The sequence below is a fragment of the Streptomyces chryseus genome, assembly GCF_014650755.1.
GTDB classification, from domain to species: domain Bacteria; phylum Actinomycetota; class Actinomycetes; order Streptomycetales; family Streptomycetaceae; genus Streptomyces; species Streptomyces chryseus.
Map to the genome: position 1 here is coordinate 141,472 of NZ_BMVO01000006.1, position 15,131 is coordinate 156,602.

A 15,131-nucleotide genomic window follows, 5' to 3' on the forward strand; every position below is an offset into this window, starting at 1 on the left:
CAGCGCCCGTTCCGGCCCTGTCGACCCATTGACCAAAAGGAACCAAAGGGCGTTAATTGTGACGTAAAGGGCAGATAAGGGCTCTCTTAAGTGGAGGCAGCCTGTCATGACCACTCATCCCAGCATTGAGCAGCACCCCGATGTCGCCGAGATGCGGTCCCGGTTCGAGCGGGCGACAGCCACCCCGCGAGCCCAGGCGATCGAGACCCTGGCCCTCCTCACGGGCCTGTTCCTCGCGGCGTCGCCGTGGATCGTCGGGTTCAACGGCCTCACCACGCTCGCTGTGTGCAACCTGATCACCGGTGTTGCCTACGCCCTGTGCATGGGCGGGTTCGGCCCGGCGTACGAGCGGACCCACGCCATGGCCTGGGCCGCCGCCGTCATCGGCGCATGGACGATCGTCTCCCCATGGGTGGTGTCGGGCAACGTCGACACCACGCGCAGCGTCGTCACCAACGTGATCGTGGGCTGCGTGGCCCTGCTGCTCGCCGTGGCCATGGCGGCCATGAAGAGCGACAGCTCCGGCTCGTCCCGCTCGCGCGGCCGGGGCCGCCGGGACAGGGACGTCGGCGCGATGGGCTGACACCATCGAGCCGGCCGCACCACCTGGGCCCCGGTCACCCGGCCGGGGCCCCCTCATGTCCCGCGTCCCCGCGCCGCCCGTGGGCGCCCGAGCGGCGAAGACGGGTGCCCCCGGATAGAATTGAGCCATGGGTGACCGGCCTGTCGCGCCGACCGCGCCCGAGCTCGTCCTCGAAACTGAGGCGGGCTCGACGCTGATCAGTCCGAGCCGGGACTACCACGTCGGGCGCGACCCACTGAGCGACATCGTCATCGACGACGCGCGCGTGTCATGGCATCACGCGGTGCTCCGGCCCGAGGCGGACCACTGGACCCTCGAGGACGAGCACAGCACCAACGGCACGTACGCCGAAGGCAGACGGATCCACGAATGGGACGTCGGCCCCGGCAGCGTCATCCGCTTCGGCAGCCCGGCGGACGGGCCGCGCGCGGTGCTCGTGGGACACGGGCTCCCACCTCCGGCGCCCGAACGCCCGTCCTCGGTGTCCATGCCGTCCGCGACGGGCACCTTCCGCCGGCCGACCACCGTACGGCCGCTGCCGGCCCGCACCGTGCGCATCGGCCGCGCCGCCGACAACGACCTGGTCGTCGACGACCTGATCGTCTCGCGCCGCCACGCCGAGCTGCGGACCCGCCCCGACGGCACGTACGAGATAGCCGACCTCGGCAGCCACAACGGCACGTTCCTCAACGGCCAGCCCGTCTCCGTCGCCCAGGTCTCCCCCGGTGACATCGTCGGCATCGGGCACTCCGCGTTCTGCCTGGTCGGCGACACCCTGCAGGAGTTCGTCGACACCGGTGAGGTCTCGCTCGACGTACAGGACCTGGCGGTGTCGGTCGACAAGGGCCGCAAGACGCTCCTTGACCACGTCACCTTCCCCGTCGGCGAGAAGTGCCTGCTCGCGGTGGTGGGGCCGAGCGGCGCCGGCAAGTCCACGCTGCTCAACGCCCTCACCGGGCTGCGCCCGGCCGACCACGGCACGGTCCTGTACGACGGCCGCGACCTGTACCGGGACTACGCCGAGCTGCGTCAGCGCATCGGTCTCGTACCGCAGGACGACATCCTGCACTCCCAGCTGACCGTGCGGCGGGCCCTCGGTTACGCCGCCGAACTGCGCTTCCCCGAGGACACCGCGAAGAAGGAGCGGCAGGCGCGGGTGACCGAGGTCATCCGCGAACTGGGCCTCGAGCAGCGGGCGTCCCAGCCGATCCACAGCCTGTCCGGCGGGCAGCGCAAGCGGGTCAGCGTGGCCCTGGAGCTGATGACGAAGCCGTCGCTCCTGTTCCTCGACGAGCCGACGTCCGGACTCGACCCGGGCATGGACCGCTCGGTGATGCACATGCTGCGCGGCCTCGCGGACGACGGCCGTACGGTCATCGTCGTCACGCACAGCGTGCTCAGCCTCGACGTGTGCGACCGGCTGCTGATGCTGGCCCCCGGCGGGAAGATCGCCTACTACGGGCCGCCGGAGGACGCGCTCGCCTTCTTCGGCTTCGAGCAGTGGCCGGAGGCGTTCGAGGCCTTCGAGAACGACCGCTCGCGCGACTGGGCGGGCCAGTACGCCGAGTCCCCGTTCCGCCGGCAGTACGTCACCAACGCCACCGCACAGCCGCATCTGCCGCAGGCCCCCACGACGCCCGCCGTCATCGGGCCCCCGGCCCGCGCGCGCAGCCGCGGCGCGCAGCTGCGGACGCTGGTGCGGCGGTACGCGGCCGCGCTGAGCGCGGACCGGACCTTCCTGGCCATCATGATCGCGCTGCCGTTCGTCATGGGCGCCATGGCGCGCGCCCTGGCCGGCTCGAAGCTGACACAGGAAACAGCGATGAACGCCCTGCTCATCCTCTGCGTCGGCGGTGTGCTCACGGGCGCCGCCAACGCGGTGCGGGAGCTGGTCAAGGAACGGACGATCTACCAGCGGGAGCGGGCCGTCGGGCTCTCCAGATCGGCGTACCTGATGTCGAAGGTCGTGGTCCTGGGCACGATCACGATCCTCCAGGCCGTCGTCCTGACCCTGGTAGCCCTGGTCGGTGTCGACCTCGGGGCGCCGGGCGGCGAAGGGGTGCTGATGCCGCCCCTGGTGGAGATCACGGTGGCCGTGGCGATGCTGGCGTTCACCGCGATGATGCTGGGACTGCTGGTGTCCGCCCTGGTGCGCAAGGAGGAGGTCACCATGCCGCTGCTGGTCCTCCTCGCCATCGTCCAGGTGGTGTTCTGCGGCGCGCTGCTGAAGCTGGACGGGGTCGTCGGGGTCGAACAGCTGGCGTGGCTGATTCCCTCGCGGTGGGCGCTGGGCGCGATGGCCGGGACCATCGGGCTGGGCGACATCGTCCCGGGGGAGCTGACGGCGGATCCGCTGTTCGGGCATTCCGTGGGCGTCTGGCTGCTCAACATCGGGATGCTGGTGGTGCTGTCAGCCGTGTTCGGGTACATCGTCGCGAAGCTGCTGCGGCGGCACGAGCCCGCCATCATGCGGAAGTAGGGGCGGGGGGCCATGACGACTCCGGACTTCCGTCCCACGCATGTCGTCCCCCAGGACGGGCTGCCCGCCTGGGAGGAACCGGACGTGTCGCTGCCCACGGAGCCGCTCGACCCGCTGCTCCCGGTGCGGCTGATCGACCGGCGGGGGGACTGGGGCCAGGTCCTCTGCGCCAACGGCTGGTCGGCCTGGGTCGACGGCCGCCTGCTGGTGTCCGTACCGGGGGAACCCCCGGCGGCCGGGCAGCCGATGGCCCGTACGGCGGACCCGCGGCCGATGCTGGCCCGGGTGGAGGAATCCCTGAGCCAGTACCGGCGGGCGGCGGAGGACCTGACGGCGGGCCGCACGGACGGCCAGGGCTTCCACCGGCGCACGCGCGGCCTGCGGGTGGGGATGGTGGTCGACGGTGAGGCGGTGTGGCTGTACGACGCGGAGCACGAGCGGTGGGTGTACTGCGACGGAACACGCCTCGCCACCTACGCGACCTCCTCGTCCCCCGCCGCCGAGGAGCCGCCGCCCCGGGAACCGACCCAGGTGACCGCGCGGCCCCCCGCGAGCCCGCCGACGCCCCCTGAGCCGACCCGGGTCGTCGCCCCGGCCGCCCCGGACGACGAACGCCCGGACGCGTCGGACCCCACCCGGGTGGTCGGCCCGGACGCCGGTCGACCGCCGGAACCGGCTCCCCCGGCCGACCGGGCCGCCCCACCGGAGCCGACCCGCGTCGCCACCCCGCCGACCGCCACCCCGAGCGCACCGCCCGACGACGAGGAACCCACCGCCCCGGCGGAGCCCACCCGCGTCGTGGCCCCGCCCACCACCGCCCCGAGCGCACCGCCCGACGACGAGGAATCCCCCGCACCGGAACCCACCCGCGTCGTCACGCCCCCGACGGCCACCACCTCCCCGGCCGGGCCGCCCCACGGTGGACAGACCACTCCGCCCGCGCCCACCCGCGTCGTCGGCGGCGTGCCAGAGGAGCCGGACGATGCCGAGGGCGGCGGCGGTGATGGCGGCGGGAACGATGACAGGGGCCGCGACCGCGAGGCCACCCGGATCGTGCGACCCGGGGACCGGACCGCCCCGCGGCCGCCCGCCCGGCCCGGTGACGGATGATGGCGCGCACGCCGCACGAGAGCGGCCTGGCCGGAAGGCCGTCCGAACTGGTCGGCAGCCAGATCGCCGGATACCGGGTGGAGAGCGAGATCGGCCGCGGCGGCATGGCTGTCGTCTACCGCGCCAGGGATCTGCGTCTGGACCGTACGGTCGCCCTGAAGCTGCTGGCACCCGAACTCGCGCGCAACGACACCTTCCGTCGCCGCTTCAGCCACGAGTCGCGGGTGGCCGCCGCGATCGACCATCCGCACATCGTGCCGGTCTTCGAGGCCGGCGAGACCGAGGGCGTTCTCTACATCGCCATGCGCTTCGTCGCCGGTCAGGACCTGCGTCACCTGCTCGACCGGCAGGGGCCGCTGCCGATCGCCACCGCCTGCCGGATCGCGGCACAAGTGGCTTCGGCGCTCGACGCCGCCCACGACCACGACCTCGTGCACCGGGACGTGAAGCCCGGCAACATCCTGGTGGCGGAGGGCACGGACAGCGACCACCCGGAGCACGTGTACCTCACCGATTTCGGCCTGACGAAGAAGTCGCTGTCGCTGACCGGTTTCACCACCGTCGGGCAGTTCGTCGGCACACTCGACTACGTGGCGCCCGAGCAGATCTCGGGGCGCCCGGTGGACGGCAGATGCGACGTGTACAGCCTCGCCTGTGTCGTACACGAGACGATGGCCGGTACCCCGCCGTTCCAGCGCGACGACGACATGGCCCTGCTGTGGGCCCACCAGTTCGACCCGCCGCCGCCGCTGAGCGCGCAGCGCCCGGACCTCCCGGCAGGCGTCGACGGCGTACTGGCGAAGGCGCTCGCCAAGAGCCCGGACGACCGGTACGGCTCCTGCCTGCAGTTCGTGGCCGCGCTGCGCGCCGCGGCGGCCGGCTTCGGCCCGGACGACCACGGAGCGGTCCACGTGGCGCCGCACACCGGCGGATCGTCCTTCACCGCCGAGGCTCCGCCCGCGCCGCCCCGCTGGGCGCTTCCGGTGTTCCGCGGGCACGTCGGGTAGGCGACGGACGCCCGTGCGGCCGTCGGTCGGGCGACGTACGGGCGGCGATCAGGTGGGCGGCGGGCCGGCGGCCGGTCGGGCGGCTCGCGGCGGGACCTCGCCCCGTCGGCGGACCCGGGAGGCGAGGAGACCGCCGAGGAACCCCGCCACCAGCCCCCACAGCACGGCGAAACCGAGCGCCGTCCACAGGCGCGGCCGCAGCGACACCTCTCCCCCGAGGCCGCCGCCGGCGTCGAAGAGATCCCCGAGGCCGAGCAGCGAGAGCCCCAGGCGCGCGGAGACGCGGGCGACGAGACAGATCATCAGTACGGTGAGGGTGAGGGCGACCGCCATGTGCACGGCGTGCTGCCAGTGCCGCATCCGCGCGGGTGAACGGACCGCCATGAGGAACGCGGCGGCCGGCACCAGGAGCACGGCGGCGACCAGCAGCCACCACGCCCGCCCGTCGTGTTCGGTGAGCGTGCCGAGGCTGAGGGTGGAGATGTCCTTCGTACGGAGCACCTCGTCCAGCACCTGCGGCATGGGCAGCCCGAAGGGGCCGTCGACCTTGCCCTCCCAGGACGCCCCGAGGCCGAGCGTGAGGGCGATCCAGGCGAGGTTCGGCAGTCCGAGGAGGATCACCGCGAACGTCTCCGCCTTGTGGCCGTGCGTCACGACGACGACGAGCGCGAGGAGGAGCCCCAGGGCGACGTACGCGAGCAGCAGCGCGACCATCGCGAAGGCGGCGGGCCGGACGGGCTCCTGGAAGCGCACCAGGCGGGCGGGGAGCGGGGCCTTGCGGGACACGAGGAGAGCCACGAACAGGAGGCCCGCCAGCCACAGCAGTCCGAAGAGGATCGTGAGGGCGATGTCGGCCCGGAAGCCGACCTTGGGCGCGCCGTCCTCCCCTAGCAGATCGTCGAGGAGACCGCCCGTCGGGTCCTCCAGCGGGATCGTGAAGGTGAACCGCGCCAGGAGCGAGAGGACGACGAGGCCGATCACCCACAGGGCGGCCAGCCGGCCGGCCCGCCCGGCCAGTTCACGGGTGCCCGCGACGGCCCGGTGACGCAGCGGCCGCAGGAAGAGCGTGGCGGTCACCAGGGCCCCCGCGAGGGTCACCGAGAGGGGCAGCACCGAGAGGTCGGCCCGGGTCTGCGCGAGTTCCCCCGCGCCGCCGGCGATGCCGACCGAGCCGCCGACGGCCATCACCACAACGGCCGCCACGACGCGAAGGAACGCGCCTTGCGGCAGGTCCGCCGCGCCCGCTGCCCACAGGCCGAGTGCGGCCGTGACGACCATGGCCGCCAGGCCGGCGAGCACCGCCACGAGGGCGTCGCGCCAGAGGCGGACGGCGCTGGTGGCGCGGGTGGCGCGGGTCGGGTCGCTGAACTTTCGCTGGCTCACGTGGTCACGCTAGGCACGGGAGTCGCGGTCCGCCGCCGGAGAGGGCCGACCGCGTCAGCTTGCGGCCCGTATGGGTGCGAGGCACACAATAAGCACGCATAGCAGAACTAAGCGTGCACACCGCGACCGATCCCTACGTTGGGGAGTACCGCCCGTGAGTGCTGAACCGCCGCAGTCGTCCGACCGCCCCACAGGACCACCCTCCGGCCCGCTCTCCGGCCCCACGCAGCCGGGGCAGGGAAGGCCCACGCCGCCGCCCGAGACGCCGTCCGGCCCGACCGGAGGCGGCGGTACGGGCGGCGGCGGGCGGGGTGGCGGCGGGCCGGGCGGATCCCAAGGCCCCGACCGCCCCTGGTGGCGGAACGTACCGAGGATCGCCACCATCGCCACCCTCGTCGTCGCCGCGGTGGTGGTGACCGTCGTGCTCACCCGGCCGGACGGCAAGTCCGCCGCGGGCGGCGAGGTGTTCCTGGAAGCGGCGGGCTCCTCCGGCCCGGATCCGTACACGGAGTCGACGGCGCAGAAGCCCTCGGAGGCGGCGACGGCGTCGCCGACCACACCGTCGAGCATGCGGCCGAGCGGGTCGCCGACCGGGTCCAACGTCACCCAGGCGGTGGAGGGCTCGGAACCGGGTCTCTACGGCGGGACCCGGAAGGTCGCGAGCTGCAACGTGGAGAAGCAGATCTCGGCGCTCACCTCCCAGCAGGACAAGAACAAGGCGTTCGCGGCCGTCCTGGACATCGAGCCCACCGGCGTCCCCGCGTATCTGCGGTCGCTGACCCCCGTGCAGCTGCGGTTGGACACCCGGGTCACCAACCACGGTTACCGCAACGGTTCCCCCACGCCCTACCAGTCCGTGCTCCAGGCCGGCACCGCCGTCCTGGTCGACGACCGCGGCGTGCCGCGGGTGCGCTGTGCGTGCGGCAATCCGCTGCGTCCGCCGGTCGCCGTCCAGGGCACGGCGAAGCGTACGGGCGACCCGTGGCCCGGGTTCCGTTCCTCGGCCGTCGTGACGGTGAAACCGGCTCCCGAGCCGGTCGAGGAGTTCGTCATGTACGACCCGGAGAGCGACGACTGGTTCAAGCGCGACAAGGGTGACACCGGCGTCGGCGACGAGCAGACCACGCCGCCGCCCAAGAGGACGAAGTCCCCCTCGCCGTCCGCCGACGCGACGTCGACGTCGACGTCGCCCTCGTCCGAAGCGCCGTCCCCGCCGTCCCCGGGGTCGGATCCGCCGACGTCGCAGGAGCCGCCGGCCGAGCCGGAGCCGGACTCGCCCGCCCCCGAGTCGCCGGCGCCGGAATCACCGGCGCCGGAGTCACCGGTGACGCCGCCGGCGCCGGCCCCCGACACCCCCGCCTCGGAGGGGCCGACCGGGTGAATTCGTGGCTCCACCGGCCTCTTGGCGCGCATCCGTGTCACGTGACTGGTTTGCTGCCGGGCAGGGGGCCGGCGGGCCGCCGCAGCACACGAATGGCAACCGGAGGAACGTCGTAATGACGACGATGAACACCGCAGGATCGGCCGGACCGGAACCGGAGAGCTACGAGGACGAGCTTCCGGTCCACCCCCACCAGCGGGGCAACGTCGTGATCAAGTGGCTGACCACCACCGACCACAAGACGATCGGTTCGCTCTACCTGACCACGTCGTTCATGTTCTTCGTCATCGGCGGGGTGATGGCGCTGCTCATGCGCGCCGAACTGGCCCGTCCCGGCATCCAGATCGTGTCGAACGAGCAGTTCAACCAGGCGTTCACGATGCACGGCACGATCATGCTGCTGATGTTCGCGACGCCGCTGTTCGCCGGATTCGCGAACTGGATCATGCCGCTGCAGATCGGCGCGCCCGACGTGGCGTTCCCCCGGCTGAACATGTTCGCGTACTGGCTGTACCTCTTCGGCTCGCTCATCGCGGTGGGCGGCCTGCTCACCCCGGACGGCACGCCGGACTTCGGCTGGTTCGCGTACTCGCCCCTTAACGACGCGGTGCATTCGCCGGGGGTCGGCGCCGACATGTGGATCATGGGCCTGGCCTTCTCCGGTTTCGGCACGATCCTCGGCTCGGTCAACTTCATCACCACGATCATCTGCATGCGCGCGCCCGGCATGACGATGTTCCGCATGCCGATCTTCACCTGGAACATCCTGCTGACCGGTGTCCTGGTGCTGCTCGCCTTCCCGGTGCTGGCCGCCGCGCTCCTCGCGCTGGAGGCGGACCGCAAGTTCGGCGCGCACATCTTCGACCCGGCCATCGGCGGATCGATCCTGTGGCAGCACCTCTTCTGGTTCTTCGGACACCCCGAGGTGTACATCATCGCCCTGCCGTTCTTCGGCATCGTCACCGAGATCATCCCGGTCTTCAGCCGCAAGCCGATCTTCGGTTACATCGGACTGGTGGGCGCGACGATCGCGATCGCCGGTCTGTCGGCGACCGTGTGGGCGCACCACATGTTCCCCACCGGTGCGGTGCTGCTGCCGTTCTTCTCGTTCATGACGTTCCTGATCGCGGTGCCGACCGGAGTGAAGTTCTTCAACTGGATCGGCACCATGTGGCGGGGCTCGCTCAGCTTCGAGACGCCCATGCTGTGGGCGACGGGATTCCTCGTCACGTTCCTGTTCGGGGGTCTGACCGGCATCATCCTGGCGTCTCCGCCGCTGGACTTCCACGTGACCGACTCGTACTTCGTGGTGGCGCACTTCCACTACGTCGTGTTCGGCACCGTGGTCTTCGCGATGTTCGCCGGGTTCCACTTCTGGTGGCCGAAGTTCACGGGCAAGATGCTGGACGAGCGTCTGGGCAAGATGACGTTCTGGACGCTGTTCGTGGGCTTCCACGGCACGTTCCTGGTGCAGCACTGGCTGGGCGCCGAGGGCATGCCGCGCCGGTACGCCGACTACCTGGCCGCCGACGGGTTCACCGCGCTGAACACCATCTCGTCCATCAGTTCCTTCCTGCTCGGCATGTCGCTGCTGCCGTTCCTCTACAACGTCTGGAAGACCGCCAAGTACGGCGAGCCGGTCGCGGTCGACGACCCCTGGGGCTACGGCCGTTCGCTGGAGTGGGCGACCTCCTGCCCGCCGCCCCGGCACAACTTCGTCACGCTCCCCCGCATCCGCTCCGAGTCCCCGGCGTTCGACCTGCACCACCCCCTGATCGCGGCCCTCGACCAGGCGCACAACCGCCCCGACGCCTCGGTGACGGTGGCGCCCGGCGACAAGCAGGAGTGAGTACGCGACCACGGAGGGAAGCGCCCGCGGAAGGAAGGAGACGTGAGCGTGGAGCCTGAGCAGGAGAGCGCCCAGGGGCTGGCCCAGCTGGAGGGGTACCTCCTGTGGAGCGCCGAGGTGGCGGAGGCCCGTCACCAGGCCGGCCGTTTCGCCGAGCAGTTGCCGTGGCTGACCACCGCGCAGCGCGAGGACGTGGAGCGCGCCTACACGGCCGACCGGCTGGCCGTCTCCAAGGCCTTCCTGGTGCGTGTGGCGGCGCGGTCCACCGCGCTGCGCGCCGAGTACACCGAGCGCTACCGCCGGCTGAGGGCGCGCTGTGTCGCGACGGCCGCCGTGTGCGCGGGCCTGGCCGGCGGGACGTGCGCGGTGTTCACCTTGCTCGTGCGGTGACGCCCTGCCGCGCCGCACAGGGCGGGCCGCCCGGCGGTGCGGCGGTCCGCCGCCTTGTTTCACCCGGGCTGTTGTGGGGACCCGCAGGACGTCCGCCTGGTTCGCACGCACAGTCAGCCCGAGCAAGGTCACGGAGTGCCTCATGAGCGAGACAACAGGACTGCGGGTGGTCGTCACGGGCGCCACCGGGAATGTCGGTACCAGCGTGGTGCGCGCCCTCGCGGAGGACCCACGGGTCGGCTCCGTCCTGGGCCTCGCGCGCAGGGTTCCCGACCTGGCCTTTCCCCGGACGGAGTGGGCGTCCGTGGATCTGAGCGAGGAGGCGGACGGCGAGGGGCTGACCGGCTGGTTCGCCGGGGCCGACGCCGTGGTCCACCTCGCCTGGCGTTTCCAGCCGACCCACGACCCGGTGCTGACGTGGCAGACCAATGTCCTCGGCTCGCTCAGGGTCTTCACAGCGGTCGCCGCCGCCGGGGTGCCCGCGCTGGTCCACGCCTCGTCGGTCGGCGCGTATTCGCCCGGCCCGAAGGAGGCCCCGGGCGTCGTCGAGTCCTGGCCCACCCACGGCTGGCCGGACGCGGCGTACTGCCGGGAGAAGGCGTACCTGGAGCGGGTGCTGGACACCTTCGAGTACGAGCACCCGCACGTCCGCGTCGTCCGCATGCGGCCCGCGTTCCTGTTCAAGGAGACGTCGGCGAGCGAGCAGCGGCGTATCTTCGCCGGGCGCTTCCTGCCCGGTCCGCTGCTGCGGCCGGACCTGCTGCCCTGGGTGCCCGACATGAAGGGGCTCGTGCTCCAGGCCCTGCACACCGACGACGCCGCGCAGGCCTACCGGCAGGCCGTGCTGCGGGACGTGACCGGGGCGTTCAACCTGGCCGCCGATCCCGTCGTCGACGCGAAGGTACTGGGCGACCTGCTGGACGCGAAGGTGGTGAAGGTGCCTACCGCAGTGGTACGCGCGGCGCTGGCGGCGGCCTGGAACGCGCGCCTCGCCCCCGCCTCGCCGCACCTGTTCGACGCGGTGCTGCGGATGCCCGTGCTGGACGCGTCCCGCGCGCGCCGGGAGCTCGGCTGGGAGCCGCGGCTCACGTCCGTCGAGGCCATCGGTGAGTTCTTGGAAGGGGTGCGCAAGGGCAGCGGGGAGCAGACGGCGCCGCTCGCGGGCCGCAAGGCGAGCTAGGCACGCGATCAGCCCGACAATAAGGCGGCAAAACGCCCATATGGGTAAGATATCGGCAGGACGCTCGAACGACGGTTCCCCTCAGTGCGTCGAAGGAGCCTCATGTCCAGCCGCCTGCGTACCCGTGAAACCGAACCCGGAGCCGCCGAACCCGGCTCAGCGCGACCGGGACCGGCCGGTCTCCCCGAGATCCCGGATCCGGCGACGCTCTGCACTCTGGACGCACGCAGCCTCTCCGACTCCCTGTTCGAGCGGTTGGCGACGCTGAAGGAAGGCACGCCCGACCACGCGTACGTCCGCAACACGCTGGTCGAGATCAACCTCAGTCTGGTGAAGTACGCCGCGGCCCGGTTCCGCAACCGGAACCAGCCCATGGAGGACATTGTCCAGGTGGGCACGATCGGCCTGATCAAGGCCATCGACCGCTTCGACCTGGGGCGCGAGGTGGAGTTCCCCTCCTTCGCGCTGCCGACGATCGAGGGCGAGATCAAGCGCTTCTTCCGCGACAACAGCTGGGACGTCCGCGTACCGCGCCGTCTCCAGGAACTGCGGATCGACATCGCCCGGGCGTCCGACGTCCTGGAGCAAGGGCTCGGCCGGGAGCCCACGGGCGCCGAGCTGGCCGCCCACCTGGGTGTGGACGAGGACGAGGTCCGGGAGGGCCGGCGGGCCGCGAACGGCTACAACGCCCGCTCGCTGGACGTCGTGTTCGACGACGCCCCGGCCGGTTTCACCCAGTGCTGCCTCGGCCAGGAGGTCCGCGCGTACGACACCGTCGAGTGCGTCGTGGCGCTGAAGCCTTCGGTGACCGCGCTGGCCGAGCGGGACCGGATGATCCTCACCATGCGGTTCGTGGAGGAACTGACCCAGCGGGAGATCGGCGAGCGGATGGGCATCTCGCAGATGCAGGTGTCCCGGCTGCTCACACGCATCCTGACCACCCTGCGCGACGCGCTGCTCGCCGACGACGACGGCCCGCCCGCTAAGCCCACCGACGCTGGTGGCCGCGCGGCGCCGCCACCTCCACCCACACCGCCTTCCCGCCTCCCCGGGGCAGCGAACCCCAGCTCCGGGCGAGGCGCCGCAGCACCGTCAGGCCGTGCCCGCCGGGAACGCCCACGCCGGACGGCCGTGGTCTCGGAGGGACCGGGCTCCCGTCGGTGACCTCGACGCGCAGCCGGTCAGCCGTGCAGTGCAGCAGGATCTCCTGGGGGCCGCCCGCGTGCAGGCAGGCGTTGGTGACCACCTCGGACACGAGCAGCAGCACGTCGTCGACGACGGCCTGCTCCTCCTCGTCCGCGGCCGGAGTCCACTGCCAGTCGGCCAGCGCGTCCCGGGTGAAGTCGCGACAACGACTCACCACGTCCTCGATGCCGCGCAGGGTCAGCCGTCGGGTCCGACCCCGCGACTGGAGGACGTCACTTACGGCCATGACGCACCCCTCGTCTCGGTTGGGGTCTCAGCACCCGTGGGTTCTGAGAGAGTCTTCGGAGCTTTGAGGCTATGGCCACCGGGTGCCCCAAAAGTTGGGTTTTACCCACTGCTGCGGTCACCGTGCGACGGGCGGCCGCCCTGTGCCGGCTGTTCGCCCTCCACCGGCGCGAGCTCGTGCAGGAGTTGCTGGGACTGGGCGACGAGGCCGCCCAGCGACGTCGCCGTCTCGCTGTCCTGCTCGACCAGTTGCCGCTTCAGGAGTCCGTGCGCGGACCACGCGGACTCCAGCGCGCGCGCCCGCTCCTGCCGCGCGCCGCGCCCCCGGCCCCCGAGGAAGGCCCGGTCGGCCGCGCACACGTCGCCGGCCGCCCCCAGCAGTTCCGCCAGCTGCGCCACGGCCGCGTCGGGAAGCCGCCTGAGCGGGCTCTCCTCGCTGACCGTACTGGCGAGGGTGCGCATCAGGGCCACCAGAGGGTCGGCGATCCGCTCCCACGCCTGGTCCCACTCGGTCGGGGGCAGCGCGGCCCCGGTACGGCGCAGCCGGTGGCCGGGGTTCAGGCGGTAGCTCTCGCGGGTCCACAGCCGCGCGTCGCGCAGGTCGGCCAGGACGGCCGGGATGTGGCGCGCCCGGTCGTGCCAGCCGTCCGCCTCCTGCCGCCCGTACCCCTCCCGCAGGCCGTCGGCGACCGCGTGCAGCAGGTCGGCGCACTCCTCGGGCAGTCTGCGCAGGGAGTCGCGGACGCTGCGCAGATGGACCGGCGGGAGGATCAGCGCGTTCACCGCGATGCCGATGACCGCGCCGACGGCCGACTCGAAGAGCCGGTGCAGGATGTCGACGCCCGAGTACGACCCGTAGGCCAGCACGAACACGGCGGTGGTCGGCGCGTACAGGCCGTGCTCGCCGAAGCGCGCGTAGTTGCCGATCAGCACGGCGACCGGCAGCACCAGGACCATCGCGGTCATGGTGTCGCCCGTCAGGTTGGCCGCCCCCGCCGCCAGCACGGTGCCCAGCGCGATCACCACGAGTTGCTGGACGCCGGAGCGCAGTGAGCGGTAGACGGTGCTCTGCACGAGGACGACCGCCGTCCAGGGGGCCATCAGCGCCATCGGCGCGTTCCACCACCAGCCGGTCAGCGCCCACGCCGCCGCGGCGGCCCCCGCGGCCTTCAGCGACTGGGTGACGACATCGCGCTCGGGGCCGGGCCCCGCCGCCGCGCGGCGCGCGGAACGGCCGATCGCCGCCGCCTCCCAGCGCAGCCACTGCCACATCCGGCCGAGTGCGGCACCGCCCCGGTACGACCGGTGCTCGCTCTCACTGACTGCCACTATCGCCTCCGGGACCCGGCCTGCCTACGACGGGCCCCGGGTGCCCTGACGCGACGCGTCCAATCGTCGCCCCACCCGGGCGACCGGGCTGTCGTCGAGCCGCGCGAGCAGATCGGCCGGGTCCTCGTAGACGGCCGCCGCGCCGGCCTGCTCCAGGTCGCGCTGCGGGATGCCGCCGCAGCGCAGTGCCACGCCGAGCACGCCCGCCCGGGTGGCGGCCTCCATGTCCCACACCGTGTCCCCCACGAACACCGCGCGGTCGGCGGGCACCCCGGCCAGTTCCAGCGCCCGTTCGACCGGTTCCGGCGCCGGCTTGCCCTCGTCGACGTCCTCCGAGCTCGCGGTGGCGCCGATCGCGTCGTCGGCGTCGAGCGCGCGGCGCAGCGCGGCGAGTTCGCCGCCGCTCGCCGACGTGGCGAGCACGACGGTCCAGCCCTGCCCCTTGAGGGCCCGCAGCAGCCGGCCGGCTCCGGGGAGTGGGGGCAGCCGTTCGGCGTACGTCGCGTACAGGGTCTTGTGGGCGGCGCTGATGGCGTCGTCCTGACCGGTGTCGCGGTCGTCGCCGAGCAGCCGGGCGATGAGGTCGTGGCCCGGCAGGCCGACGGAGCGGTGGATGTCGTGCATGACGACGTCGTGCCCGGCCTGCCGGAATGCCTCCCACCACGCCGTCACGTGCAGATGGTTGGTGTCGACGAGCGTTCCGTCGACATCGAAGACGGCCGCGCGCTCCATGTCGCCGTTCCCTTCCTCACGCCTCACTCGGACAGAGCGACGGGCCGCGCCGCCGTGGCGGCGCGGCCCGCTCAGTGCGGTGCCGCGCTACTTCGCGGCCGACCTCTTCACCCGGTCGCCGGTCTTCGCGACGGTTTCCTGGGTCTTGCCCCGCAGCTGCTCGCCGCGGCCCTCGGCCTCCATGGCCGGGTCGTCCTTGACCCTGCCCGCCGTTTCCTTCAACTTGCCCTTGACCTGCTTCGCCTTCGCCTTTGCCTTGCTCACGAGGGTGTTCCTT

General features: G+C 72.3%; 13 protein-coding genes and 1 pseudogene. 9 read left to right on the forward strand and 5 right to left on the reverse strand.

Going from position 1 to position 15,131, the window contains the following annotated elements; all coding sequences use genetic code 11:
- The first annotated feature begins 106 nt into the window (after positions 1–106).
- The 4 genes from IE185_RS12805 to IE185_RS12820 all read left to right on the forward strand — a co-directional run bounded on the left by IE185_RS12805 (position 107) and on the right by IE185_RS12820 (position 5,179).
- Positions 107–583, forward strand: coding sequence for an SPW repeat protein (locus IE185_RS12805; RefSeq protein WP_138895532.1), 477 nt, complete (start codon positions 107–109; stop codon positions 581–583).
- A gap of 127 nt (positions 584–710) precedes the next feature.
- Entirely contained in the window at positions 711–3,062 is a 2,352-nt protein-coding gene (locus tag IE185_RS12810) for an FHA domain-containing protein (RefSeq protein ID WP_138895533.1), read from the forward strand.
- 12 nt (positions 3,063–3,074) lie between these two features.
- Positions 3,075–4,172 carry a hypothetical protein gene (locus IE185_RS33105; RefSeq protein WP_229843471.1) on the forward strand — a complete coding sequence of 366 codons (1,098 nt, stop codon included), beginning with the start codon at positions 3,075–3,077 and terminating at the stop codon, positions 4,170–4,172.
- Positions 4,172–5,179: a serine/threonine-protein kinase gene (locus tag IE185_RS12820; RefSeq protein ID WP_138899097.1), complete on the forward strand. Its 1,008-nt coding sequence runs from the start codon at positions 4,172–4,174 to the stop codon at positions 5,177–5,179. The genes IE185_RS33105 and IE185_RS12820 overlap by 1 nt, the downstream gene beginning before the upstream one ends.
- Before the next feature lie 48 nt (positions 5,180–5,227).
- On the opposite strand, the gene IE185_RS12825 is transcribed toward IE185_RS12820, so the two are convergent.
- The gene (locus IE185_RS12825) at positions 5,228–6,562 is read right to left on the reverse strand and encodes a streptophobe family protein (RefSeq protein ID WP_138899096.1); all 1,335 of its coding nucleotides are present in this window, start codon (positions 6,560–6,562) and stop codon (positions 5,228–5,230) included.
- Between the two features lie 154 nt (positions 6,563–6,716).
- Between IE185_RS12825 and IE185_RS12830 the strand changes: the two genes are divergently transcribed.
- The 5 genes from IE185_RS12830 (at position 6,717) to IE185_RS12850 (ending at position 12,526) form a co-directional block, all read left to right on the forward strand.
- Entirely contained in the window at positions 6,717–7,943 is a 1,227-nt protein-coding gene (locus IE185_RS12830) for a DUF6777 domain-containing protein (RefSeq protein WP_189715154.1), read from the forward strand.
- 115 nt (positions 7,944–8,058) lie between these two features.
- On the forward strand, positions 8,059–9,792 hold the full coding sequence (gene ctaD, locus IE185_RS12835; RefSeq protein WP_138907623.1) for an aa3-type cytochrome oxidase subunit I: 1,734 nt from the start codon (positions 8,059–8,061) through the stop codon (positions 9,790–9,792).
- A 48-nt stretch (positions 9,793–9,840) separates the two neighbouring features.
- Positions 9,841–10,182 carry a hypothetical protein gene (locus IE185_RS12840; protein ID WP_138896119.1) on the forward strand — a complete coding sequence of 114 codons (342 nt, stop codon included), beginning with the start codon at positions 9,841–9,843 and terminating at the stop codon, positions 10,180–10,182.
- 142 nt (positions 10,183–10,324) lie between these two features.
- The gene (locus IE185_RS12845) at positions 10,325–11,362 is read left to right on the forward strand and encodes an NAD-dependent epimerase/dehydratase family protein (RefSeq protein ID WP_138896111.1); all 1,038 of its coding nucleotides are present in this window, start codon (positions 10,325–10,327) and stop codon (positions 11,360–11,362) included.
- A gap of 102 nt (positions 11,363–11,464) precedes the next feature.
- Entirely contained in the window at positions 11,465–12,526 is a 1,062-nt protein-coding gene (locus IE185_RS12850) for a SigB/SigF/SigG family RNA polymerase sigma factor (protein ID WP_373303720.1), read from the forward strand.
- Here the strand turns inward: IE185_RS12850 and IE185_RS12855 are convergent.
- From IE185_RS12855 to IE185_RS12870, 4 genes and pseudogenes are all read right to left on the reverse strand, one after another.
- Positions 12,450–12,794 (reverse strand): annotated as a pseudogene (locus tag IE185_RS12855) (ATP-binding protein); the annotation flags it as partial. The gene IE185_RS12850 and the pseudogene IE185_RS12855 sit on opposite strands and share 77 nt — an antisense overlap.
- 101 nt (positions 12,795–12,895) lie before the next feature.
- Positions 12,896–14,122 carry an FUSC family protein gene (locus IE185_RS12860; protein WP_229843473.1) on the reverse strand — a complete coding sequence of 409 codons (1,227 nt, stop codon included), beginning with the start codon at positions 14,120–14,122 and terminating at the stop codon, positions 12,896–12,898.
- A gap of 24 nt (positions 14,123–14,146) precedes the next feature.
- Positions 14,147–14,854, reverse strand: coding sequence for an HAD family hydrolase (locus IE185_RS12865; protein WP_138896112.1), 708 nt, complete (start codon positions 14,852–14,854; stop codon positions 14,147–14,149).
- An 87-nt stretch (positions 14,855–14,941) separates the two neighbouring features.
- Positions 14,942–15,118 carry a CsbD family protein gene (locus IE185_RS12870; protein ID WP_138896113.1) on the reverse strand — a complete coding sequence of 59 codons (177 nt, stop codon included), beginning with the start codon at positions 15,116–15,118 and terminating at the stop codon, positions 14,942–14,944.
- Positions 15,119–15,131: the final 13 nt, after the last annotated feature.

Excerpts from the sequence above, each read along its gene's own strand:
- IE185_RS12805 (WP_138895532.1), top strand. The coding sequence starts at position 107 with ATGACCACTCATCCCAGCATTGAGCAGCACCCCGATGTCGCCGAGATG.
- IE185_RS12810 (WP_138895533.1), top strand. The coding sequence starts at position 711 with ATGGGTGACCGGCCTGTCGCGCCGACCGCGCCCGAGCTCGTCCTCGAA.
- IE185_RS33105 (WP_229843471.1), top strand. The coding sequence starts at position 3,075 with ATGACGACTCCGGACTTCCGTCCCACGCATGTCGTCCCCCAGGACGGG.
- IE185_RS12820 (WP_138899097.1), top strand. The coding sequence starts at position 4,172 with ATGGCGCGCACGCCGCACGAGAGCGGCCTGGCCGGAAGGCCGTCCGAA.
- ctaD (WP_138907623.1), top strand. The coding sequence starts at position 8,059 with ATGACGACGATGAACACCGCAGGATCGGCCGGACCGGAACCGGAGAGC.
- IE185_RS12845 (WP_138896111.1), top strand. The coding sequence starts at position 10,325 with ATGAGCGAGACAACAGGACTGCGGGTGGTCGTCACGGGCGCCACCGGG.
- IE185_RS12850 (WP_373303720.1), top strand. The coding sequence starts at position 11,465 with ATGTCCAGCCGCCTGCGTACCCGTGAAACCGAACCCGGAGCCGCCGAA.
- IE185_RS12865 (WP_138896112.1), bottom strand. The coding sequence starts at position 14,854 with ATGGAGCGCGCGGCCGTCTTCGATGTCGACGGAACGCTCGTCGACACC.